This is a genomic window from Kribbella sp. NPDC055071 (genome assembly GCF_053608045.1).
In genome coordinates, this window is record NZ_JBSGUS010000001.1 from 426,929 (window position 1) to 448,912 (window position 21,984).

General features: G+C 68.3%; 23 protein-coding genes. 16 read left to right on the plus strand and 7 right to left on the minus strand.

Going from position 1 to position 21,984, the window contains the following annotated elements; genetic code table 11:
- The 5 genes from ACWF4Z_RS02030 (at position 1) to ACWF4Z_RS02050 (ending at position 5,869) form a co-directional block, all read left to right on the plus strand.
- Complete coding sequence (locus ACWF4Z_RS02030) at positions 1-1,734, plus strand: ABC transporter ATP-binding protein (RefSeq protein WP_452241039.1); 1,734 nt, start codon at positions 1-3, stop codon at positions 1,732-1,734.
- Entirely contained in the window at positions 1,731-3,479 is a 1,749-nt protein-coding gene (locus ACWF4Z_RS02035) for an ABC transporter ATP-binding protein (protein WP_452241040.1), read from the plus strand. Before ACWF4Z_RS02030 ends, ACWF4Z_RS02035 begins: the two co-directional genes overlap by 4 nt.
- Positions 3,480-3,573: 94 nt before the next feature.
- The gene (locus ACWF4Z_RS02040; RefSeq protein WP_452241041.1) at positions 3,574-4,389 is read left to right on the plus strand and encodes an SDR family NAD(P)-dependent oxidoreductase; all 816 of its coding nucleotides are present in this window, start codon (positions 3,574-3,576) and stop codon (positions 4,387-4,389) included.
- 47 nt (positions 4,390-4,436) lie between these two features.
- Positions 4,437-5,027 carry a TetR/AcrR family transcriptional regulator C-terminal domain-containing protein gene (locus tag ACWF4Z_RS02045; protein ID WP_452241042.1) on the plus strand — a complete coding sequence of 197 codons (591 nt, stop codon included), beginning with the start codon at positions 4,437-4,439 and terminating at the stop codon, positions 5,025-5,027.
- A 20-nt stretch (positions 5,028-5,047) separates the two neighbouring features.
- Positions 5,048-5,869, plus strand: a complete 822-nt coding sequence (locus ACWF4Z_RS02050) for a GNAT family N-acetyltransferase (protein WP_452241043.1) — start codon at positions 5,048-5,050, stop codon at positions 5,867-5,869.
- Here ACWF4Z_RS02050 and ACWF4Z_RS02055 read toward each other — a convergent pair.
- Together ACWF4Z_RS02055 and ACWF4Z_RS02060 are read right to left on the minus strand one after the other, a co-directional pair.
- On the minus strand, positions 5,866-6,816 hold the full coding sequence (locus tag ACWF4Z_RS02055) for an alpha/beta hydrolase (RefSeq protein WP_452241044.1): 951 nt from the start codon (positions 6,814-6,816) through the stop codon (positions 5,866-5,868). The two genes, ACWF4Z_RS02050 and ACWF4Z_RS02055, sit on opposite strands and share 4 nt — an antisense overlap.
- Positions 6,813-8,018: a multidrug effflux MFS transporter gene (locus tag ACWF4Z_RS02060; protein WP_452241045.1), complete on the minus strand. Its 1,206-nt coding sequence runs from the start codon at positions 8,016-8,018 to the stop codon at positions 6,813-6,815. The genes ACWF4Z_RS02055 and ACWF4Z_RS02060 overlap by 4 nt, the downstream gene beginning before the upstream one ends.
- Before the next feature lie 53 nt (positions 8,019-8,071).
- On the opposite strand from ACWF4Z_RS02060, the gene ACWF4Z_RS02065 reads away from it, so the two are divergent.
- Positions 8,072-8,560, plus strand: coding sequence for a MarR family winged helix-turn-helix transcriptional regulator (locus ACWF4Z_RS02065; RefSeq protein ID WP_452241046.1), 489 nt, complete (start codon positions 8,072-8,074; stop codon positions 8,558-8,560).
- On the opposite strand, the gene ACWF4Z_RS02070 is transcribed toward ACWF4Z_RS02065, so the two are convergent.
- Together ACWF4Z_RS02070 and ACWF4Z_RS02075 are read right to left on the minus strand one after the other, a co-directional pair.
- Entirely contained in the window at positions 8,544-9,203 is a 660-nt protein-coding gene (locus ACWF4Z_RS02070; protein ID WP_452241047.1) for a VOC family protein, read from the minus strand. The two genes, ACWF4Z_RS02065 and ACWF4Z_RS02070, sit on opposite strands and share 17 nt — an antisense overlap.
- A gap of 38 nt (positions 9,204-9,241) precedes the next feature.
- A complete protein-coding gene (locus ACWF4Z_RS02075; RefSeq protein WP_452241048.1) occupies positions 9,242-9,475 on the minus strand; it encodes an alpha/beta hydrolase fold domain-containing protein in 234 nt (77 codons plus the stop codon).
- Between ACWF4Z_RS02075 and ACWF4Z_RS02080 the strand changes: the two genes are divergently transcribed.
- Complete coding sequence (locus tag ACWF4Z_RS02080; protein ID WP_452241049.1) at positions 9,460-9,711, plus strand: hypothetical protein; 252 nt, start codon at positions 9,460-9,462, stop codon at positions 9,709-9,711. The two genes, ACWF4Z_RS02075 and ACWF4Z_RS02080, sit on opposite strands and share 16 nt — an antisense overlap.
- Positions 9,712-9,723: 12 nt before the next feature.
- Here the strand turns inward: ACWF4Z_RS02080 and ACWF4Z_RS02085 are convergent, their stop codons facing one another.
- Positions 9,724-11,841, minus strand: coding sequence for a DEAD/DEAH box helicase (locus tag ACWF4Z_RS02085; protein ID WP_452241050.1), 2,118 nt, complete (start codon positions 11,839-11,841; stop codon positions 9,724-9,726).
- A 380-nt stretch (positions 11,842-12,221) separates the two neighbouring features.
- Between ACWF4Z_RS02085 and ACWF4Z_RS02090 the strand changes: the two genes are divergently transcribed.
- From ACWF4Z_RS02090 to ACWF4Z_RS02100, 3 genes are all read left to right on the plus strand, one after another.
- Positions 12,222-13,622 carry an alkaline phosphatase gene (locus ACWF4Z_RS02090; RefSeq protein ID WP_452241051.1) on the plus strand — a complete coding sequence of 467 codons (1,401 nt, stop codon included), beginning with the start codon at positions 12,222-12,224 and terminating at the stop codon, positions 13,620-13,622.
- Between the two features lie 172 nt (positions 13,623-13,794).
- Positions 13,795-14,148 (plus strand): ArsR/SmtB family transcription factor, encoded by a 354-nt coding sequence (locus ACWF4Z_RS02095; RefSeq protein WP_452241306.1) that lies wholly within the window; start codon positions 13,795-13,797, stop codon positions 14,146-14,148.
- On the plus strand, positions 14,145-14,819 hold the full coding sequence (locus tag ACWF4Z_RS02100) for a cation diffusion facilitator family transporter (RefSeq protein WP_452241052.1): 675 nt from the start codon (positions 14,145-14,147) through the stop codon (positions 14,817-14,819). The genes ACWF4Z_RS02095 and ACWF4Z_RS02100 overlap by 4 nt, the downstream gene beginning before the upstream one ends.
- Here the strand turns inward: ACWF4Z_RS02100 and ACWF4Z_RS02105 are convergent.
- The gene (locus tag ACWF4Z_RS02105; RefSeq protein WP_452241053.1) at positions 14,805-15,485 is read right to left on the minus strand and encodes a TetR/AcrR family transcriptional regulator; all 681 of its coding nucleotides are present in this window, start codon (positions 15,483-15,485) and stop codon (positions 14,805-14,807) included. The two genes, ACWF4Z_RS02100 and ACWF4Z_RS02105, sit on opposite strands and share 15 nt — an antisense overlap.
- A 79-nt stretch (positions 15,486-15,564) precedes the next feature.
- Between ACWF4Z_RS02105 and ACWF4Z_RS02110 the strand changes: the two genes are divergently transcribed.
- From ACWF4Z_RS02110 to ACWF4Z_RS02135, 6 genes are all read left to right on the plus strand, one after another.
- Positions 15,565-17,028 carry an MFS transporter gene (locus ACWF4Z_RS02110; protein WP_452241054.1) on the plus strand — a complete coding sequence of 488 codons (1,464 nt, stop codon included), beginning with the start codon at positions 15,565-15,567 and terminating at the stop codon, positions 17,026-17,028.
- A complete protein-coding gene (locus ACWF4Z_RS02115) occupies positions 16,961-17,623 on the plus strand; it encodes a transglycosylase SLT domain-containing protein (RefSeq protein WP_452241055.1) in 663 nt (220 codons plus the stop codon). The genes ACWF4Z_RS02110 and ACWF4Z_RS02115 overlap by 68 nt, the downstream gene beginning before the upstream one ends.
- Positions 17,624-17,644: 21 nt before the next feature.
- The gene (locus ACWF4Z_RS02120) at positions 17,645-18,268 is read left to right on the plus strand and encodes a DUF1684 domain-containing protein (protein WP_452241056.1); all 624 of its coding nucleotides are present in this window, start codon (positions 17,645-17,647) and stop codon (positions 18,266-18,268) included.
- Positions 18,269-18,369: 101 nt separating this feature from the next.
- Positions 18,370-18,513, plus strand: coding sequence for a GPGG-motif small membrane protein (locus ACWF4Z_RS02125; protein ID WP_452241057.1), 144 nt, complete (start codon positions 18,370-18,372; stop codon positions 18,511-18,513).
- A 147-nt stretch (positions 18,514-18,660) separates the two neighbouring features.
- Positions 18,661-18,984, plus strand: coding sequence for a plasmid stabilization protein (locus ACWF4Z_RS02130; RefSeq protein ID WP_452241058.1), 324 nt, complete (start codon positions 18,661-18,663; stop codon positions 18,982-18,984).
- 8 nt (positions 18,985-18,992) lie between these two features.
- Positions 18,993-21,359, plus strand: a complete 2,367-nt coding sequence (locus ACWF4Z_RS02135; protein WP_452241059.1) for a phosphoketolase family protein — start codon at positions 18,993-18,995, stop codon at positions 21,357-21,359.
- Between the two features lie 3 nt (positions 21,360-21,362).
- On the opposite strand, the gene ACWF4Z_RS02140 is transcribed toward ACWF4Z_RS02135, so the two are convergent.
- Entirely contained in the window at positions 21,363-21,977 is a 615-nt protein-coding gene (locus ACWF4Z_RS02140) for a UdgX family uracil-DNA binding protein (protein ID WP_452241060.1), read from the minus strand.
- Between the last annotated feature and the right edge of the window lie 7 nt (positions 21,978-21,984).

Here is a 21,984-nt window from a genome sequence, read left to right on the forward strand (position 1 = left end):
GTGCGAACGTCTGTCGAGCGGCCGCTGGCTGCGTTACAACGGCCGGTCCGCACTCGCGCGACGACTGCCGCCGTACTGCAGACGCTGGCGACCGTGCTGTCGATCACGCCGGCGGTGGCGGTGGTCGAGATCGCGCGCCGACTGTTGGTGGACCCGACCGCGTCAGTCTGGCCGTTGGCCTGGCTCGCGGTCGGTCTCGTCGCCGCCAGAGTCATCCTGTACGCCGCGGCCGGCGCCATCAGCCACCTCGCCGACGCCGACCTCGCGCTGGCGTTGCGTCGTCGGCTGGCCGACCATCTGGCGGCGCTGCCGCTGCGCTGGTTCTCCGGTGGTGCCTCCGGCCGGGTGACAAGCCTCGTCCAGGACGATGTGGCCTCGCTGCATCACGCGGTCGCGCACGCTCGCGGAGACCTCGCCTCTGCGGTCGCCGGCCCGGCGGTGATCGTGGTGTATCTGTTCTGGATCGACTGGCGGCTGGCGTTGTTGACGGTTGCCGTGACGGGAGCGGCCCAGGCGATCCGGATGCGGCTGGCAGCACGCAGTTCGAGCCCGATGGCGCGCGTCGCGGCCGCGAACCGTGAGCTGTCCGCGGCGACGGTCGAGCTGACCCAGGCGATCGATGTCGTCAAGGCGTACCGCCAGGTCGGACAGTCATCACGCTTCTCCCGCGCGGCGACGGCGTACATCGAGGCAGACGAAGAAGCGCAGGCCATCTTCGTCCGGGGGCGCAGCCTGACTCGCGCCACGGTCGCACCGGCGACGGTGGTCCTAGTGCTGGCCGCCGCTGGTACGGCGTTCGTGGCGGCGGGCTGGACGCGGCCGCCGGACGTGATCGCCTTTGTTTTGCTGGGGATTGGGCTGTTCGAGCAACTGAGCCCGATCTATGCGGCCCGCGATCAACGCCGGCGGGCCACGGCCGCGGCGGAACGCCTCGACGAACTGCTCACCGAACCCACCGAACCGCGAGTCACCGATGCGGAATCCGAGACCCCGCAGGACCCCCTGGTGGTCTCCTTCGACCAGGTGTCCTTCGGCTACACCTCCGAACGCCAGGTACTGCACGACATCGACGCCACTCTGCAGCCCGGCACTGTGACTGCCTTGGTCGGCCCGTCAGGAGCTGGCAAATCGACCCTCGCGACCCTGCTCGCCCGCTTCGACGATCCGACCTCCGGGGCGATCAGGCTGGGCGAGACCGACCTTCGCCGAATCAGTCCGGGCGATCTGTATCGCACGGTGGGCTTCCTGTTCCAGGAGACGACGTTGCTGCGGACAACGATCCGGGAGACGATCGCGATGGCCGCACCGGATGCGACCGACGACCAGATTCGCGCCGCGGCCCAGGCAGCCTCGATCCATGACCGGATTCTCCGGCTACCGCGCGGCTACGACTCCGTGATCGGGGACGACGCGGTGCTGTCGGGCGGTGAGCAGCAGCGGCTCTCGATCGCCAGGACCTTGCTGGCCGATACTCCTGTCGTCGTACTGGACGAGGCGACGGCGTACGCGGATCCCGAGTCCGAGGCCGCCGTCCAGGATGCGCTCGCGCGGCTGGCCGCTGGGCGTACGTTGCTCGTGGTCGCCCATCGCCTGAACACGGTGACGCGGGCCGACCAGATCCTGGTGCTGGACGACGGCCACATCGTCGAACGCGGCACGCATCCGGACCTGCTCGCCACCAACGGCCGGTACGCCGCTCTGTGGCGTGCTCAGCAAGGAGATGCCGTCGCATGATCACCGGACTCCTCGGGCTGGTCGACCGTGGTCAACGACCGCTGGTCCTGCGGTACCTGATCTCCACCACGATCTACGCGATCAGTGAGGGCGCGGTCTTCGGACTCTTTGCTCGCCTGTTGATCGAGCTCCTGAGTGGAGACACGCGGGCGGCTGCCTGGTGGTTGATCCCGCTCGCCGGTGTCGTCGTGATCGGCTGGATCGCCCAGTACGACATGGGAATGCGCGCGTTGCGGCTCGCCTCCGAGTGGCGGCGCAGTCTTTACCAGCGGTTGGAGGACCATCTGGTCCAGTTGCCGTTGGGCTGGTTCGACACAGACCGGTCGGGCAGTGTGCCGCGGCTGATCAGTGGGGATGTCGGTCGGGTCGTCGGCAGCGTGTTCCTGGCGCAGGCCTTGCTCGGTGCTGTTCTCACGCCGGTGACGGTCCTGGTCTTCCTCGTGATCGCCGATTGGCGCATCGCCTTGGCCGCGGGTGTCTGCGCTCCACTGGTGCTCCTGGTCTTCGCGGTTGCGCGACGACTCACCGATCGCGCGGACGCAGCCGATGCTGTTGCCTCGGCCGAGGCTGGTGCCCGCTTGGTCGAGTTCGCGGCGGCACAGCCGGTGCTGAGGTCCGCCGGGCGACTGAACACCGGCAAGCAACTCCTCGATGACGCGCTGACGGATCAGCACACGGCAGCGCGGCGTGGAGTTCTGGCCGCGCTACCCAGTCAGTACTTGGGTCAGCTGTCGATCCAGCTCGCGTTCACCTGCGTACTGTTGAGTGGTTTGCTGTTGCTCGGCCATGGTGGCCTGACCGTCCCGCGGATGATCGCACTCGTTGTCCTGGGCATCAGTCTGCTCCGGCCGTTCGACATTGTGGCCGGGGTCGCGACCGCGCTGCGAGCCGGTCGGGGTTCTGCCCAGCGGATCAGCGACGTACTCGAGACCGCGCCCCTGGCCGAGCCGAGCTCGCCGGTGGATCCGGACGGATCGTCGATCGAGCTGGCTGAAGTGGCCTTCGGTTACCCGTCCGGCCGTCGCGTGCTCGACGGTGTGAGCCTGCAGATCCCAGCGGGTACGACGACCGCACTCGTCGGCAGCTCCGGTGCCGGCAAGACCACGGCGGCCAAGCTCATCGGCCGGTTCTTCGACGTGGAGTCGGGCGCGATCCGGATCGGCGGTGTCGACGTGCGCGAACTCGGCAGCGCCAACCTGAGTGCGAACGTCGCGATGGTGTTCCAGAACGTGTATCTGATGGACGCGACGATCGAGGAGAACATCCGGTTCGGGAACCCGGACGCGACGCCCGAGCAGGTACACGACGCCGCCCGGCGCGCCCAAGTGGACTCGATCATCGAGCGTCTGCCCGACGGCTGGCAGACCCGGGTGGGGGAGGGCGGTCGGCTGCTGTCCGGTGGCGAAAGGCAACGAGTCGCGATTGCTCGCGCACTCTGCAAGGCCGCGCCGATCGCCTTGCTCGACGAGGCGACCTCGTCGCTCGACGCGGAGAACGAGGCCGCGGTGACTGCGGCGCTGGCCGAGCTCCGCGCCGACCGGACCGTCCTTGTGATCGCGCACCGCCTGACCACTCTCACCGGCGCCGACCAGATCGCGGTCCTTGACCAGGGCCGGATCGTAGAGCTCGGCCGCCACGACGAGCTGCTGGCAGCGAACGGACGCTATGCCACCTTCTGGCATGAGCAGCAGCGCGCGACCGGCTGGTACCTGGAATCCACCGGCCACCACCCAGCCACTTCCTGAGAACCGGCCGGGTTCACCGCTGACCCTTGATTCTTGTGCACTGACCAAGTTTACTGGACTCAGGACTTGGTCACTGTACAAGAAGGAGAAACTGATGTCCGAGAAGATCTGGTTCATCACCGGTGCTTCCAAAGGGTTCGGTCGGGAGTGGACCGAGGCCGCGCTCGAGCGGGGCGATCGAGTCGCGGCGGTGAGCCGCTCGGCGGGGGCGTTCGACGACCTGGTCACCAAGTACGGCGATGCCGTGCTGCCGCTACAGGTCGACGTCACGGATCGGGCCGCGGTCGCGGCCGCTGTCGACCGGACCGTCGAGCACTTCGGCCGGCTCGACGTCGTGGTGAACAATGCGGGGTACGGACTCTTCGGCATGGTCGAGGAGGTGACCGAGCAACAGGCCAAGGACCAGCTCGACGTCAACCTCCTCGGGCCGCTGTGGGTCACCCAGGCCGCCGTACCGCACCTGCGGGCCCAGGGCAACGGTCACATCATCCAGGTGTCGTCGATCGCCGGGGTGTACGCGCTGCCCGGGCTTGGGCTCTACCACGCGTCGAAGTTCGGCCTGGAGGGATTCACCGCGAGCCTGGCCGCTGAGGTGAAGGGCTTCGGGATCAAGGTCACCCTCGTCGAGCCCGCCGGGTACGCGACCGACTGGGCCGGACCGTCCGCGGTGCATGCCGAGCAGCTCCCGCCGTACGACGACTTCCGCGCCGCGATGAGCCGGCCGTCGGGCAAGCGCGGCGACCCGAGTGCCACCTGCGACGCGATCCTCGCGGTGGTCGACGCCGACGAGCCGCCGCTGCGGATCTTCTTCGGTGCGCTGCCGTTGACCGTGATCAAGGCCGAGTACGCCGCCCGGATCGCGGAGTGGGAAGCCTGGGACGAGGTGTCGCAGGCTGCGTTCGGCGACTGATTCGTACGATGAGGCGAAACCACGTCGCCGAAAGGGGCAACGATCCGATGCGCTGGACTCAGGACGACGTGATCGCCGCCGCGTTCACCACGCTGGAGCAGGAGGGCTTGGAGAAGCTCTCCCTCCGCGGGGTGGCGCGGACGCTCGGCGCTCATCTCAACTCGGTGAGCTGGCAGGTCAAGACGAAGCAGGCGCTGATCGACACGATGGCCGACACCATCATCGGCGAGGTCGGCGTCGACGAGCTGCCGCCGGATCCGGTCGAGCGGGTGCAGGTCGTGGCGACCCGCTATCGCGCCGCGATGCTCGCGCACCGCGACGGCGGGCGGTTGGTGGCCGGCACCTTCACGGGCACCGGGAAGACCTTGCGCGTGGCCGAGGCCATGGTCGGGAGTCTGCTGGAGGCCGGCTACTCGGCGCCGGATGCGGCCCGGCTGTGCTGGTCGATCGTGTACTTCACCATCGGCCTGACCCAGGAGGAGCAGACGCCGACCGACAACCGGCACGGCAACGCGCCCGACCTGCTCGAGACCGGCGCGTATCCGGCGTTGGCAAAGGTCGGCCTCGAGACCATGCTCGACGACTCGTTCGACCACCGCTTCGACTACGGTGTCAGGCGCCTGCTCCAGATCCCCTGACAACAAGCCCGGAGGACGCGGTGAACCCCGAAGAACTGTCGACACTGGTCGAGCAGACCGAGGCCGAGTTCTGGCACGCCTACGAAACCGCAGGCTCCGACGCGGTGAAGGCGAAGCTCGGCATCGCGTCCGAGCGAGTCGCCGGCGGGATCGCGATCTCGATGTTGAACGACCCGACCGGTGGCTTCTGGTGCAAGGCGTTGGGCTTTCCGGCAGACACGCAGCTGACGAGTGAGCTGGTCGGCGACGTCCTCGACTTCTACCGTCGCCAGGGCACGCCGAGCGCCAGTGTGCAGCCCGCGCCGTCGATCCTTCCCGACGATTGGGCGACGATCGCCGCGGAGCACGGCCTGACGCCGGGCGGCACGATCGTGAAGCTGACCTGTGCGGTGGACGACCTGATCGAGACACCTGCGAAGACCGACCTCCGGGTCGGTCCGGTCGGTCCGGACGAGGCGACCGAGTTCGCTACCGCGACCCTGCTCGGGTTCGGCATGCCGGACGCCCTGGCCGACATGGTCGCGGCGACCGTCGAGCACCCGGCGTTCCGGCCCTTCGCCGCCTGGGACGGCGACCAGATCGTTGCCGCGGGCACCTTGTTCGTCCACGGCACCGTCGGGTCCGTCAACGCCGGCGCCACGGTGGCGAGCCACCGCAACCGCGGAGCCCAGAGCGCGATCATCGCGGCCCGCATCGCCGCGGCCCGCGAGCTCGGCTGTACCCGCCTGATCGCGGAATCCGGCCAACCCGCTCCTGGTACGACGAATCCCTCGCTGGACAACCTGATCCGTGCGGGACTCAAACCGCTCTACTCTCGGCAGAACTGGAACTGGACCGCCTAACCCACCTTCTGGTGGAGGTGGGATTTGAGGAAGGCGACGATCAGGTCGATCAGTTCTGTGCTGGTCCAGGGCTCTGGGTTCTCGGAGAGCTCGCCGTGGCCGGCGCCCTTGAGTACATAGCGGGTGGTGTCGACGCCGGCAGCCCGGAGGGCCTGGTGGAGGTGGGCGGTCTGGCTGGGTGCGATCAGTCGGTCGTCGTCGCCGTGGAACAGCAGGAACGGCGGAGTCTGGTCGGTGACTCGTGCGGCTGGGTCGGCCTGGTGGACCTCCTCGGGATGATCGGCGAACGACCGATCGGGCCCGAGGGCGTACGCCGGAATCGCCGACCCGGGTCCGATGATCGCGGCAGCCATCTCCGGATCGAATCCCACGGCGAGCTGGGACAGGTCCGAGGCCCCGAACTCGACGACGGCGGCATCAAGGCGGTTGTCCGGTTCGGTCGCGGCCATCGCGGTCAGATATCCACCGGCCGACTCACCCCACACCGCCGCTCGGTCCGGATCGATCCCGTACTCGGCGGCGTGCGTCCGCAGGAAGGTGAGGGCGGTCGCGACGTCCATCAACCCGTCACGGTAGGTCGCACCGGCGGTCGTCGTACGGTAATTGATGCTCGCGACCACGAATCCGGCATTCGACACGTAGCGCCGGGCCTTGGCTGCCATCTGCCGGCGCGCGGTCACGAAACCGCCGCCCGGCAGGTAGAGCACCACCGGATGCGGACCTGGTCCGGCGGGGGTGAGGATGTCCATCCGGAGTTTGCTCGAGTGCTCGGCGTACGCGATGCCGCGGTACGACTTGCCGCCGCGCTCCGGGCGGATCTGCAGGAGCGGATTAGGCTCGATCACGATGCTGTCCGGGTCGTGGTCCGGTGCCGCGACGGTGGAGAAGCGCAGCGGATGACCGCTGAGCTTCGCCAGCGTCAGCACCACCTTCATGGTGAACCTCACTGGAGTGTCCTTTCGACGACTGGTTGCCAGGGGCGTGCGAAGAGCAGGGCGACGGCGGCGAGTCCCATCGCTGCCAGCATGTAGAGGGCCATCGTTCCCACAGTGCCACCGCCGAGCGGGCTGGTCAGCGCCCCGAAGAAGTACGCGCCGCCACCGGACAGGGCACCCGCGGCGCCGGCCCGGGCTCGCCCGATGGTCTGCGTGATCGTGGTGACCGAGGGGAAGGAGCCGCCCACACCGAACATGACGATCGCCAGGCAGACCCAGGTGCCGGCGAAGGTCGGTGCGGTCGTGGCCTGCACAGCCAGCGCGACCGCGCCGATCAGGCCGACCGTGATGTACCCGGCCAGCAGTCTGGACGGCGGGACCCGTTTGGAGGCGATGCCGAAGATGACGTTCGCGACCAGCATGACCGCGGCGTTCGAGGCGAACACCATTCCGTACTGCGCGGCCGACAGCCCGAAGCCGTCCTGGAACACGTAGCTGGATCCGCCGATGTAGATGAACATCGCGGCCGCTGCGAACCCGAGCGTCAGGATGTAGCCGGCGAACGACGGCCCGCGCAGCAGCGAGCCCATCGCGCGGAACGTCTGCCCGATGCCCTGGGTCGCCCGTCGTTCGGGCGGCAGCGACTCGGGTACGCCGAAGAACACGGCGATGAGCAGTACACACCCGAGCCCGGCGAGCACCCAGAACACCGCGCGCCAGCCGCCCGCGGTCACGATCAACCCACCGAGCAACGGTCCAAGCACCGGTGCGACTCCGAGAATCATCGACTGGATCGAGAAGTAGAACGGCAGCCTCGGCCCGGCGAAACGATCAGTCAGTACGGCGCGCGCCAGGACCAGCCCACCGGCGCCGGCGCATCCCTGCAGGAACCGGCCGGCGATCAGCAGCGGCATCGAGGGTGCGAGCGCGACGGCCACGGACAGGACCGCGAAGCTCGTCGTACCGGCCAGCAACAACCCGCGCCGGCCGAGCCGGTCGCTGATCGGGCCGATCACCAGCTGACCGATGACCAGGCCGATCAGGAAGACGCTGATCGACACCTGCACGGTCGACTCGGCCGCGCCGAGCTCCTGGCCCAGCTCGGGAAAGCCGGGCACGTACATGTCGATCGCGAACGGCGCGACCGCGGTCAGAACGCTCAGGATCACGATCAGCACGAGCGGCCGGCGTACGGCGGTAACAGTCTCTGCCATGAGAACAAGGTAACCGATAGTCAACCAGTTAACAATGATGGTAGGATCACACTGTGAGTACAAGGAGGAGCGATCACGTCCAGAATCTCTGGTCCGCCGCACGACCCGACCTCGATACGTCGCCGATGGCGGTGATCGGGCCGCTGAAGCAGATCGCGGCGCTCCTCGACGAGGCTCTGGAGCCGCTGTACGTCGACGCCCCGCTGACCAGCGCGGAGCTGGACATCTGCATCCGGCTCCGGCACGACGCGAGCCCGACGATCGCGCGCCAGCTCGCCGATCAAATGCGGCACTCACGGGCTGCGGTGAGCAAGACCCTGACCCGGCTCGAGACGCGCGGTCTGGTACGACGGGAGCCCAGTCCGAACGATCGCCGAGCTGCCCTGGTCCGCCTCACGCCTCAGGGTGAAGCCATCGTCGACAAGCTCTTCCCGCTACAGCTCGCCCGCGAGGCCGAGCTCCTCGATGAGCTAGGTCCAGATCGCGAACGCGTGGTCGTAGCGCTGAACCTACTGGCCGACGTACTCAGGCGGCAGCTCTGAACGACACCCGGTTGCCGTCCGGGTCGTGCTTGTCCGGCAGGGGAGTGGCGGCACCGAGGCCGAGGTGGTTGATCGGTGTGATTGCCTCGGGCAACGAGCTGGAAAGCAGGATCGCGTCGTTGCCGAGCCGGAACCTCACCGCGTCGTCCGACGGTACGCGTTCCATGCCCAGGTGGGTGCCGTAGAACTCGACGGCCGCATCGAGGTCGGGTGCATCGAGTGCGACGAAGGACAGTGCATGAGCCGAGGCGATGGGCGGGACGCGGAACTCCTCCGAGCGTTGCAGGAGCTCGATGCGGACGCCGTTCGGATCAGCGAGGAACGCGAGCCGGCCTTGGCCGCTGCCGGCGACCTTCGGCGGTGACAACTCGCCGTACCCGAGTGAGATCAGCCGGGCGTAGTCCCCATCCAGGTCGTCGGTCATGAAGCCGACGTGGTTGAGCCCGTACCCGGCGTCCGGATCGGGCACCTCGTGGTGGAGTAGTTCCACCAAGCCGTTCCCGAGCTGGATGTGCACCCGGTTGACCCGGCTGCCGGCCATGAACAACCGGTCGACCACCTCGGCCCCGAGTCCGCCGTAGAACGCCAGGCTCGCGTCCAGCTCCCGCACCCGCCCACCGACATGATTCAGCTCGTAGATCACCCTCCAACCCTAGCAAGCGCTTTCCGATCCCGCTCTGCCTACGACCCAGCGTCGAGGTGGTCTCTGAGGAAGGTCGTGATCTGGGCTCGGGCGGCCCGGGCCTGGCGCCGTACCAGCCCTGGCATGCTCAGGAAGGCGTGACCCGCGCCGGGGTGTTCGGCCACCTCGGCGGGAGTTCCGGCGTCAAGCAGGCGGGCGGCGTACGCCCGGCCTTGGTCCGCGATCGGGTCGAGCGCAGGGATCACGATGAGCGCCGGTGCCAGCCCACTCAAGTCGCGGGCACACAGCGGCGACACCGCACGGGCATCGGCACATCCTGTCGAGCCAGCTGCAGGCGCCGTACCTGGATCAGCTGCAGAAGGCTCTGGGGGAGTCGGAGCAGCGCGTGCTGTTCTTCATCGACGTCGCCATCGGCACGCTGCTGCACCGGATGGGCATGACCGGTGAGCCGATGGTCGCGGAGGACGTCGATGCGCTGGTGGCGATGTTCCTCCGCGAACTCGGCTGACCAGGCGGTCGGCTAGCTGGACAGGGCGTTGGTGAGCAGGGTGACGAGGGCTTCGAGCTGGATGTCGGCCGAGGACGAGGCGTCGTCGTCGGAGCCGTCCAGGGCTACGGCGGCGAGGCTGGCCTTGGAGTCGATCAGCTCGGCGATCTTGGTGTCGATCGTCTGGGCCGCGATGATCCGCCAGGCCGTCACCGGGTCGTCCTGACCGATGCGGTGGACCCGGTCGATCGCCTGCGTCTGCTCGGCGTTCGTCCAGGAGAGCTCGGCGAGGACGACGTTCGAGCTGACCTGGAGGTTGAGGCCGACACCGGCGGTCAGCAGCGAGCAGACCGCGATCGAAACCTCAGGATCGTTGACGAAGGCATCGATGTTCTGCTGCCGCTTCCGGGCGGTCTGGTCGCCCCGGATCGAGGAGAACTTGATGCCGCGTTCGGTGAAGAGCTCCTCGGCGGTGTCCATCACCTCGATGTGCCGGGCGAAGAACACGACCTTGCCGACGCTGTGCGCGAGCTGGGCCGCGTAGTCGGCGGCCAGCCCGGCCTTCGCCTTGCCGATCCGCCGGACCAGGCTGAACACGTTCTCGCCGGTCTTGGTGTTCTCCCGCTCGGAGCGCTCCCAGCCGGCCACCCGCCGGACGAGCTCGTGGTCGATGCCCTCCACGGTGGTGCCGGAAGTCCTGGTCTCGAGAGCCGTCCGGTACCGCTCGACGAGACGGTCGGCGAGCTCGCGCTCGGCGGCACGGATCGAACGGCCGACGGCGCCGTCGAGCTCGACCGGCAGATCGGCGATCCGGCGGGCCGGAATGTCGGCGGCCACGTCGACCTTGCGGCGACGGACGATGCCGAGGTCGATCACACAGGCGCGTGCCGCCGCCGAGAAGCCGGGATCGGCCGGCGTCAGGTCGGTCTCCTCGAGCGACTCCATCAGCTCCGCGCGCGGACCGGTCTCGTCGATCCAGCCGAGGAACTCCCAGATCGCGGTGAAGTCCTCGATGTCGTTGATCAGCGGCGTCCCGGTGAGCGCCATCAGCAGCGGACGCGGAGTCCGGGTCCGGATCCGGTCGGACAGCTGCAGGACGTTGCGCGAGCGCTGGGACTTCTTGTTCTTGATGAAGTGCGCCTCGTCGACCACCATGCCGCGGAAGCCGAGGTCACCCAGCCAGCCCACGTGGCGGTCGAGCACCTCGTAGTTCACGATGACGATGTCGGCGAAACCGTCGACCGTCTCGCCGTCGCCCTGAACGACCGTGGCGTTCTTGCGCGGCGTCCACAGTCCGGCCTCGCGAGCCCAGTTCGTCTTCACGACATTCGGTACGACGACGAGCAGCGGGTAGGCGTCCGCAGCCCGAGCGGCCAGCAACGCCTGAGCCGTCTTGCCCAGTCCGGGCTCGTCGGCCAGCAGGAACGTGCGATGCCCGGCCGCGGCCGAGGCGACGAGCCGGGCCTGGTGTGGCATCAGCTCCAGATTGCCTGCGGCTTGCAGCGAGGTCGGCGCAGGCAAGGTCATGGTCGCCGAGGCGGAGGCTCGCTCGAACGAGCGCAGCAGCGGCTGGATCAGCTCCCAGCCGGCCAGGCGGCCCGGGCGCGGCGGCCGCGACGGAGCGGCGCTGAAGTCAGGCGCGAGGAAGGGGTTGGCCAACTGTCGCTGCACGACCGTCTGCGGCACGACCCGGCGCGCGGCCGGCTCCGAGGCAGTGGTCGGCTCGACCGGCTTGGGCTCCTCCGGCGGCGGCTCCATGCCCGCGGCGAGCACCATCTCGCGCTTGAGCGTTGCGGCCGCCTCGGAGATGACGGCGTCCTCGGCCAGCAACCCGAGCAGGGAGGTCTCCCGAGCGGCGGACTTCGCCAGAATGGTCGCGATCCCGTCCAGCCGTCGCAGCTGCTCGGCGCGGTACGCGTCGCTGGCGCCGGCGTCGTGGTTGACCCGGGCGCGCTCCTCGCGGACCAGTAGCGCGACCACCTGGAACTTCGTCCGGACCGATGGCCGGACCGCGCCCCGCTCGACCGCGCCCTCGACCTCACGCACGGCGCGGGCGAGCACCTGGATGAGGCCGTCGGCGTCGTCGGCGGGACGCCGGCGCCGTGCGGCCGGTCGGGTAGCGCTGGGCTGGCGCTGGCCTCGTCGGGCCAAGGAATCCTCCTGTGAACGAACATGCTGCGGCGTCACCTCGACGGCCGCACCGTGCGGGCGTCGCGCCGTCGAAGAGACGCCGTACCGACACCTGACACCGCACCGAATCACGCCGTACCGGATGACGGCGTAGCTGAGATCCGGTGGGCCAGTGGCTCGGTCTGATCGGGCCCGGTCTCATCGCGAGCGAGCGCTAGCGACGACCGGCCAGGTCGATGCACCCCAATACTAACCTCAGTCCGGGCCGCGGACAGCCCATTACCCACTGTTGGCATCCGCGCGGCGCGGGGTGGTGTCATCTGTTGGTCGCTTCCTGGTCACCTGCTGTGCGGAGTCCACGCTTACGTTCCGGGTGTTCCAGTCGACCAGAAAGGCCCGAAATGATCAGGAAAAATGCCATCGTGGCCGCCCTCGCGGCGACCACGGTGATCGCCGCGGCGGGGATGGCCTCGGCGGCCGCCGGCGGTGCGTTCACGTCTGCGCAGGGGGCGGACGAGTCCGCGGCACATCAGTCGCCGCGCGGCCCGAAGAACGTGATCTTCCTGTTGGGTGACGGCATGGGCACGCAGGAGATCACTGCCGCCCGCTACTACCAGGGTGTCCAGAACAAGCTGAACGTCGACCGGGCCAAGTACACCGGTTTCGACACGACGTGGTCGGTGAAGCCGGCCGCCAAGGCGCCGTACAAGCCGGACTACGACCCCGACTCGGCCTCGACCGGCTCGAGTTGGGCGACCGGCAAGAAGACCATCGACGAGCGGATCTCGCAGGGTCCGAGCAGCGCCGACAACGTGCCGGGGACGAACTACGCCACGGTGCTGGAGCAGGCGCAGAAGCGCGGCCTCAAGGTGGGCAACGTCTCCACCGCCGAGATCACCGACGCGACGCCGGCCGTGCTGGCCTCGCACATCTCGCTGCGTGGCTGCCAGGGCCCGGCCGACATGGCCAACTGCCCGACCGAGACCAAGGCCGCGGGTGGCCTGGGCTCGATCGCGGAGCAGGAGGTCGACCACAAGATCGACGTACTCCTCGGTGGTGGCCGTGGCCGCTTCGAGCAGAAGCTGACCAGCGGGCCGGACGCGGGGAAGACCGTCGTCGACCAGGCCAAGGCCAAGGGCATCCAGTACGTCACCGACGCCGACGGGCTGAAGTCCGTCAAGGACGGGAAGCCGGTGCTGGGCCTGTTCAACAGCAGCAACATGTCGCTGGAGTGGTCCGGCCCGGGCGCGTCGCTCGGCAAGGGCAACGCTCCGGCCGCCTGCAAGGAGAACCAGCGTCCGTCGAACGAGCCGAGCCTCGCCGACATGACCACCCAGGCGATCAAGCTGCTGGAGAACCGCAAGGGCTTCTTCCTGCAGGTCGAGGGTGCCTCGATCGACAAGCAGGACCACGCCACCAACGCCTGCGGCCAGATCGGTGAGACGGTCGCGTTCGACAAGGCGATCGGTGTCGCGCTCGACTACCAGCGATCGCACCCGGACACCCTGGTCGTCGTGACCGCGGACCACGGTCACACCAGCCAGATCGTCGGTGAGGACGCCTCCGGCACCGGCCTGCCGACCGGCTTCTCGACCAACCTCACCACCAAGGACGGCCAGACGCTGACGCTGACCTACGGCACCGCCGGCTACGGCGGCGAGGGCAAGGCTCCGGTCGCCACGCCCCCGAGCCAGCAGCACACCGGCACCGTCGTCCCGGTCTGGGCCCAAGGCCCCGGCGCAGACGCGGTTCTCGGCACCAACGACCACACCCACCTGTTCAAGGTCCTAGGCGGTCACTGAAGGCCCTGATCGCACTCTGATCCGCGCCTGATCCCGGCTGGTGGTCCCCGACCACCAGCCGGTCTCGTCCCCCCGGTCCGCCCCACCTCCACCGGCTCCGCCCCGCCACGGCCCTCCGACCCGCCGTCTTCTTTCCTTCCTTCCTTTCCTTCGATAACATCGCCGGGTGGCGATGACAGCGGAGATTGTTGATGAGTCGGCGGCTCTGTCCGTGGCGGCCTGTTTGTTTCATGGGTTCAGTGACTCGTCGCGGTTGGCGATCGTGCGGCATCTGGCGCTGGGGGAGCATCGGGTCGTCGACCTGACCGAGCACCTCGGCCTGGCGCAGTCGACCGTCTCGAAGCATCTCGCGTGTCTGCGCGACTGCGGTCTGGTCGAGTCCCGACCGCAAGGACGCGCATCGCTCTTCAGCCTCACCCATCCCGAGGCGACCCTCGAGCTCCTGACCGCGGCCGAGCGACTCCTCGGCCTGACCGGCGATGCCGTCGCACTGTGCCCGAACTACGGCGAGTCGGTCACCCCGTGACCGTAATTCCACTGGGCTCGTGGGCCTCGGATCCGGCGGAACGGCGACGGCTCGGGCGGCGGGCTCAACTACTCGCGGGTGCGTCGGTCGTCTACAACCTGATCGAAGCCGGTGTTGCCGTCAGCGCCGGTGTCGTCGCGGGGTCGGTTGCGTTGGTGGGGTTCGGGCTCGACTCGGTGGTCGAGGTGTCCAGTGGGCTGATCATCCTGTGGCAGTTCCGCCACCGGCTGCCCGAGACCCGTGAGCGCCAGGCGCTTCGCCTGCTCGCGTTCTCGTTCTTCGCACTGGCTGCCTACGTCTCGTTCGAGTCGGTACGGGCGTTCGTCGTCGGAGCTCACCCGGCGACCTCGCGGGTCGGCATCGGGCTCGCGATCGCCTCGCTTGTCGTGATGCCATTCCTCTCGTGGGCCCAGCGCCGTACCGGCAAGGCCCTTGGGTCGAACGCCGTCGTCGCCGACTCGACCCAGACGTTGCTGTGCACGTATCTGTCCGGCGTCCTGCTGATCGGCTTGGTGCTGAACGCGACGCTCGGATGGAGCTGGGCGGACCCTGTGGCCGGCCTGATCATCGCGGGGGTCGCCGTCCGCGAAGGTGTGGAGGCTTGGCAGGGCAAGGGGTGCTGTGCGCCGTCGTCGGGGTGTGCTGACGACTGCTGTTCAGTCGGGGAGTAGGCCGTTGACGAACGCTCGCAGGCCGCCCGCGTAGTTGGGGTGCTGGGCTAGTTGTGGCCACGCGTTGCCGATCTCGGCCAGGGTCGGAGTCTGCGCCGGATCCAGGTCGGTGAAGAACGGGTCGCGCTCGATCGCACGGCTGGGCGAGTGGGCTTGGACGAGGATCTCGCCGACGGTGTAGAACCAGATGTTGCGGAAGACGTCGACGGCCTGCTCGAGAGTGCGGCCGGTCTCGACAGTGGCGGCGACGATCGTCTCGACCGGCCACAGCGATGACGCTGCGAAGAGGCCGACGAAGCCGTTGGCGGTGAGGACTTCGGCGGCCCAGGGCCAGGCGGCCAGCGCGTCGTGAATCACGACGGTGGCGGCGACGATGCGCTCTTTCGGATCGGTGGGCAGGTCGTCGGGGCGCGGGATCTGGGACGCGTACTCGTTGAGGAGGAGCAGCAGGAGCGACTCCTTGTCCTGGACGTGGTGGTACATGGTCGTCGGGCCGATGCCGAGCTCGCCGGCCAGACCGCGGACGGTCAGTTTCTCCCAGCCGTCCCGATCGATCACCCGCCGGGCCCCGGCCAGGATCTCGGTGCGCGACGTCACCGGCGGCCGACCGGTCCGGCCGTTCACCACCCCGTTCTTCGCCGTGCTGCCTTTCGAGCCTTGAGCCACCACCCCATCATGCCGCCCGCCGCCCGGCGCGACGAACTCGACACTTGGCAGCGCTACCTTCGAATGCTACTTTCGGAACATGTTCGAAAAGTCCACTGATGTCCGGCCGGGCATTGTCCTGGCCGCGGTTGCCGTCGTGCAGTTCATGGTCTCCCTGGACCTCTCGGTCGTGAACGTAGGCCTCCCGCAGATCTCGGCCGGCCTCGGTTTCAGCGCGCTAGGCCTGACCTGGGTCATCCACGCGTACGCGCTCACCTTCGGTGGACTGCTGCTCCTGGGAGGGAAAGCGGCCGACCGGTACGGGCGTCGACGCGTACTCCTGCTCGGGCTCACGGTCTTCGGCGTGGCCTCGCTCGCGGGCGGGTTCGCCCAGGTCCCGGGGCAGTTGGTCGCGGCCCGAGCAGCCCAGGGGATCGGGGCCGCGATGCTGTCACCGGCCGCGCTGTCGTTGCTCACGACAACTTTCCCGTCCGGCAGGCCGCGGATCCGCGCCTTCGGGATCTGGAGCGCTGTCAATGCGGTGGGCGGAGCCTTCGGCGTCCTCGCCGGCGGGCTGCTCACCCAGTACGCCGGTTGGCGCTGGGTGATGTTCATCAGTGTCCCGATGGCTGCCGTCGCACTCGGACTCGCGTGGCGTGAGGTTCCCACCGACGTGCCTGCCGCGCGTAGTGGCCGCCCGGACGTGCTCGGTGCGGTCCTGGCGACAGGCGGAATGACGTTGCTCGTGTACGGCGTCGTGCGTACGGACAGGAACCCGTGGTCCTCGATGACCACAGTGACGACGCTGGCGATCGCGGTCGCACTGCTGATCGCCTTCATCCTGGTCGAGCGGGCGACGCGGCGGGAGCCGTTGATCAGGCTCGGTCTCTTCGCGAATCGATCGGTCGCCGGCGCGAACGCCTTCAACCTCCTGGTCGGCGCGGCGATGGCCTCCACCTTCTACTTCATGACCCTGTACCTGCAGAACGTCCTGGGAATCGGGCCCGCGAAGGCCGGGGTGATGTTCCTGCCGTTCGCGGTCGGCGTGGTCGGTGGCGCCGTACTCACCGTCAAGCTCGGCCATCGGTTCCCCGCCCGCACCCTGCTGGCTGCCGGTGGGTTGCTGACCGCGGCTGGGTTCGCCTGGTTCGGTCTGATCAGTGCCGACGGCAGTTACGTGACGGACATCTTGTTCCCGTCGATCATCGCGAGCGTGGGTTTCGGGTTCTGCCTCGGCCCGGTGGTCGCGACCGCGACGGCGGGCGTCGATCCGGGGGAGACCGGTACGGCGTCCGGCCTGCTCAACAGTTCGCGGCAGATCGGTGCGTCGTTCGGGCTGGCCGCGCTCGGTACTGCGGCCCATGACCGCACTGGACAAACCGTAACGCCGGAAACACTCAGTGCTGGATATGCCCTCGGTTTCACGCTCTGCGCCGCGCTGCTGGTGGTCGCGGTCGTTGTCGCTCTGACTGTTCTACGGCCTGTACGTTGGACGGGTGGCGAAGGGCTGGTGGTGGGTAGCGCTGGGGGTAGTCGTCGTGGGGTTGGTCGCCGCACGAACTGACAGCAAGCCGAAGGCTCTCGAAGCGACGCATCCCACCACAGCAGCCAAATCCACCCCTTCGGCGACGCCCAAGGCAACGACGACGCCGAGCGCGAAGCCCTGGTACGACGACTACGACCCGGCCCACTTCGCCGCGCAGGTACGCCGGTCCGCGCAGCAGGCCGGGGTGAATCCACAGTTGCTGATGGCAATCTTGTACAACGAGGCCTACAAACCGCACGACCCCGAGTTCGAGCGGTCGTGGGCGAGCGTCGACTCCAACCCGGCGTTCGGGATCGCCAACATGCACAAGCCTGCCTTCGACGACACGAAACGCGGGAGGTCCTTCGCCAACCGCAAGTGGGAGCAGTTGCCGGACGATCCGGCGCTGGCGATCCAGGCCGCGGCCTGGCACTTGCACGACCTGGCCCGGCGGATCCCTGACAAGCGCAGCAACCTCTACACCAAGGACGAATTGCTTGCCCTCGGCTACAACGCCGGCGGCGGGAACATGCGGAAGTTCGCGACGGGAACGAAGGCCGGGTCGCAAGCCCAGTCGTACCTGGACCGACTGCACGACAACTGGGACAAATCCGGTCAGGCCGTTCGTGGCTGACCGGCAACTGGAGGAGAGAGCGTGACGGAGTTCGGCGGAGTGCCAGAGCTGGCCGTGGCCGACTGGCGGCGGCGGGTGTTCGCGCTCTACCAAGCCGTCCGGGGCGAACGCGATCCGGCTGCGGGCCACGCGCTGTGGCGCGAAGGCCGCGACAAGCTGCTGACCACGCATCCCGCCTCACCGGTGCCTGTCGTCGAGCGCTCGACCTACGGCGGCGCCCAGCTCGGCGAGTACCAGCCTGACCTCCGCTTCGAGGTCACCATCGATGCCGACGTCGAGCCGGTGCGCTGGGAAGTGCCGTCGGCCACGGATGGCGTCATCCCCTTCAGCCGCATCGGCGTCCTGCACCTGCCGGCGGTCGGCGATCTCGACGTCTGGTGGCTCGAGTCGTACGGCGGGGGCCTGTTCGTCCCGGTCAAGGACGCCCTCGCCGGCCAACGCACGTACGGCGGCGGCCGCTACCTCATCGACACCGTCAAGGGCGCTGACCTCGGCGGCGACATTCGTACCGGCGAACTGATCGTCGACCTCAACTTCGCCTACAACCCGTCCTGCGCCTACAGCCCCGACTGGACCTGCCCCCTGGCACCGGCCACCAACACCGTCAAGGCTCCTCTGCCGGTGGGCGAGCTGACGATTTCGTAAGCCGCGACCGTTTGTGGTCCGGCGGCCCGGGCACCGGATGTGCGGCACGGGGAAATCAGCCGCCGGACGTCGTGCGTCCGGCTCGTCAGATGGGAAGGACCATGGGTCTCATTCTGTGGATCATCGCGGCGATCCTCGTCATTTCGGGGATCGTCTCACTCGTTCGCGGCCAGGTGTTGTGGGGCGCCGCACTGATCGTCATCGGACTGCTCGTCGGTCCTGGTGGCGTCAGCATCTTCACCTGATCCTCTACCGGTATCCGGTCGCCCCCACGCCACCTCGACCTCGAGGCGGCGTGGGGGCGACGCTTTGCCGGCTGTTGTCACCCCGTTGTGACGGTGTTTGCCGGTACGACGACGGGTACCGGGCGAATGGATGAAGGGAGCAAGGACATGCCTGCTGGGTCGAACCCGAAACGCGAACGCCAGTACGAGCACATCAAGGCCGGCCTGAAGGACCGCGGCCGGAGCGAGGCCGTCGCCGAGGAGATCGCGGCGCGTACCGTGAACAAGGAACGAGCCCGCGCGGGCGAGTCCAAGCAGAAGAGCCGTACGTCGACCGACGACATCTCGTCGGGTCGCCGCGGCGGCCTCCGCTCGCACAGTGGCTCCAAGGGCCGCACCAAGGCCCAGCTCTACAACGAAGCCAAGGACAAGAACATCAAGGGTCGCTCCACGATGAACAAGTCCGAACTCGAAAAGGCCGTCGGCCGGTAGGGACACCCGTGCAGCAGATCGATGCCAAGCCACTGAACGACGACGAGTTGCAAGGAATCGACGCGTACTGGCGCGCCGCCAACTACTTGTCCGTCGGTCAGATCTATCTGCTGGCGAACCCGCTCCTCCGGCAGCCGCTCCGGCCTGAGCACATCAAGCCACGGCTGCTCGGCCACTGGGGTACGACGCCCGCCCTCAACCTCCTGTACGCGCACTGGAATCGTGCGATCCGGCAGCGCGACAGCCAGGTGCTCTTCGTCACCGGTCCCGGCCACGGCGGTCCCGCGCTGGTGGCCAATACCTGGCTCGAGGGCAGCTGGACCGCCGCGTACCCGAACACGACGCGCGACGAGCGCGGCATGGCCCGGCTGTTCAAGCAGTTCTCGTTCCCGGGCGGCGTCCCCAGCCACGTGGCCGCGGACGTCCCGGGATCGATCAACGAGGGCGGCGAGCTCGGCTACTCGCTGAGTCACGCGTACGGCGCTGCCGCGGACAATCCGGAGCTGATCGTGTCCTGTGTGATCGGCGACGGTGAGGCCGAGACCGGTCCGCTGGCCGCGGCCTGGCATTCGAACAAGTTCCTCGACCCGGTCCGCGACGGCGCCGTGCTGCCGATCCTGCAGCTGAACGGCTACAAGATCGCCAACCCGACGGTGCTCGCGCGGATCGGCGACGAGGAGCTCACCTCGCTGCTGCGCGGCTACGGCCATGAGCCGTTCCTGGTCGAGGGTTCGGATCCGGCGACCGTGCACCAGGCCTTGGCAGCGACCCTCGACACGTGTCTGGACCGGATCGCCGAGATCCAGTTGGAAGCGCGGTCCAGTCAGCAGCAACCGGCCAGGGCGGCTTGGCCGATGATCGTGCTGCGGACGCCGAAGGGGTGGACCGGTCCGCACACCGTCGACGGCGTGCTGGTCGAGGGCACCTGGCGCGCCCATCAGGTGCCGCTCGCGGAAGTACGAACGAACGACGAGCATCTGCACCAACTCGAGGCCTGGCTGCGCAGCTACCGGCCGGACGAGTTGTTCGACGAGGCCGGCCAACCGGTTGAGTCCCTGCTAGAGCTCGCCCCGAGTTCAGCGCGGCGGATGGGCTCGTCGCCGCATGCGAACGGCGGGGTGCTGAGCCGCGATCTGGAGTTGCCGAACGTCGAGGAGTACGCCGTACCCGTGAAGACGCCCGGGGCCGAGGACGGCGAACCGACCAAGGTCTTCGCGGGCTTCCTCCGGGATGCCTTCACGCTGAACGCCGACAACCTGCGGCTGTTCGGGCCGGACGAGACCGAGTCCAACCGGCTGAACGCGGTCTACGAGGTGACGGACAAGGCGTGGCTCGCGGAACGGCTCGACACCGACGAGCACCTCGCGCCGGACGGGCGGGTGTTCGAGATCCTCAGCGAGCACACCTGTCAGGGCTGGTTGGAGGGGTATCTGCTCACCGGCCGGCACGGGGTGTTCTCGTCGTACGAGGCGTTCGTCCACATCGTCGACTCGATGGTGAACCAGCATGCGAAGTGGCTGAAGACGATCAACCGACTGGAGTGGCGTCAGCCGATCCCGTCGCTGAACTACCTGCTCACCTCGCACGTCTGGCGCCAGGACCACAACGGGTTCTCGCATCAGGATCCCGGGTTCATCGACCATGTGGTGAACAAGAAGGCCGAGGTCGTCCGGGTCTACCTGCCGCCGGACGCGAACACGCTGCTCTCCACGATGGACCATTGCCTGCGCACCCGGAACTACATCAACGTTGTTGTCGCAGGCAAGCAACCCCAGCCGAACTGGCTGGACTGGGAGGCGGCCGCCCTGCATTGCGCACGTGGCTTGGGCGTCTGGGACTTCGCCAGCAACGACGAGGGCGACCCGGACGTCGTGATGGCGTGTGCCGGCGACGTACCGACGATGGAGACGCTCGCCGCGGTCGACCTGCTCCGGGAGCATCTGCCCGAGCTCAAGATCCGCGTGATCAACATCGTCGACCTGATGCGCCTGCAAGACAGCTCCGAGCATCCGCACGGACTGCCGGACGCCGAGTTCGACGCGCTGTTCACCACGGACAAGCCGGTGATCTTCGCGTACCACGGCTACCCGTGGCTGATCCATCGTCTTGCCTACCGACGTCACGGACACGAGAACCTGCACGTCCGCGGCTACATCGAGGAGGGTACGACGACCACGCCGTTCGACATGGTGGTCCGCAACAACCTGGACCGGTATCACCTGGCGATGGACGTGATCGACCGCGTCCCGTCGTTGCGCAGCCGAGCGGTGTCGACCCGGCAGTACTTCGCCGACCAGCGGACGCGGCATCACGCGTACGTCGTCGAGCACGGCGAGGACCTGCCCGATGTGCGCGACTGGCGTTGGACCTCCTGATCCCTACAGCAGGGCAACCGCCGCGCGGAGGTCGTTGACGAAGGCCCCGAAGTCGCGGCGGAACTCCTCGGAGCGGACGACCGCGGACGGATGGATAGTGGCCAACGCGGTCCTGCCATCCGGGAGCTCGAGCGCTTCGCCGCGGCGCTCGGTCACCTTGAAGCCGGTGCCGAGCAGGGACCGGGCCGCGACCGCACCGAGGATCACCACCAGCTTGGGCTTCACCAGCTCGAGCTCACGCTCGATCCACGGGTGGCAGGCGAGGATGTGGCCGGCGGCCGGGGTCTTGTGAATCCGTCGCTTGCCCTGCCGTTCGAAGCGGAAGTGCTTGACCGCATTGGTCAGATACACATCCGATCGCTCGATCCCGGCCGCCTCGAGCGCCTTGTCCAGCAGCCGGCCGGCTGGTCCGACGAAGACATGCCCTTCCTTGTCCTCGACGTCGCCCGGAGTCTCGCCGACCAGCATCATCCGGGCGCGGAGCGGCCCCTCACCGGCCACTGCCTGCGTGGCCTCCTTGTACAGGTCGCAGCCGTGGCAGTCGGGCAGGGCGGCCCGCAGCTTCCGCACACCACCGTCGTGCGGCACCCACCGCCCTGCGCCCTCGAAGTCGTCCATGTCTGCC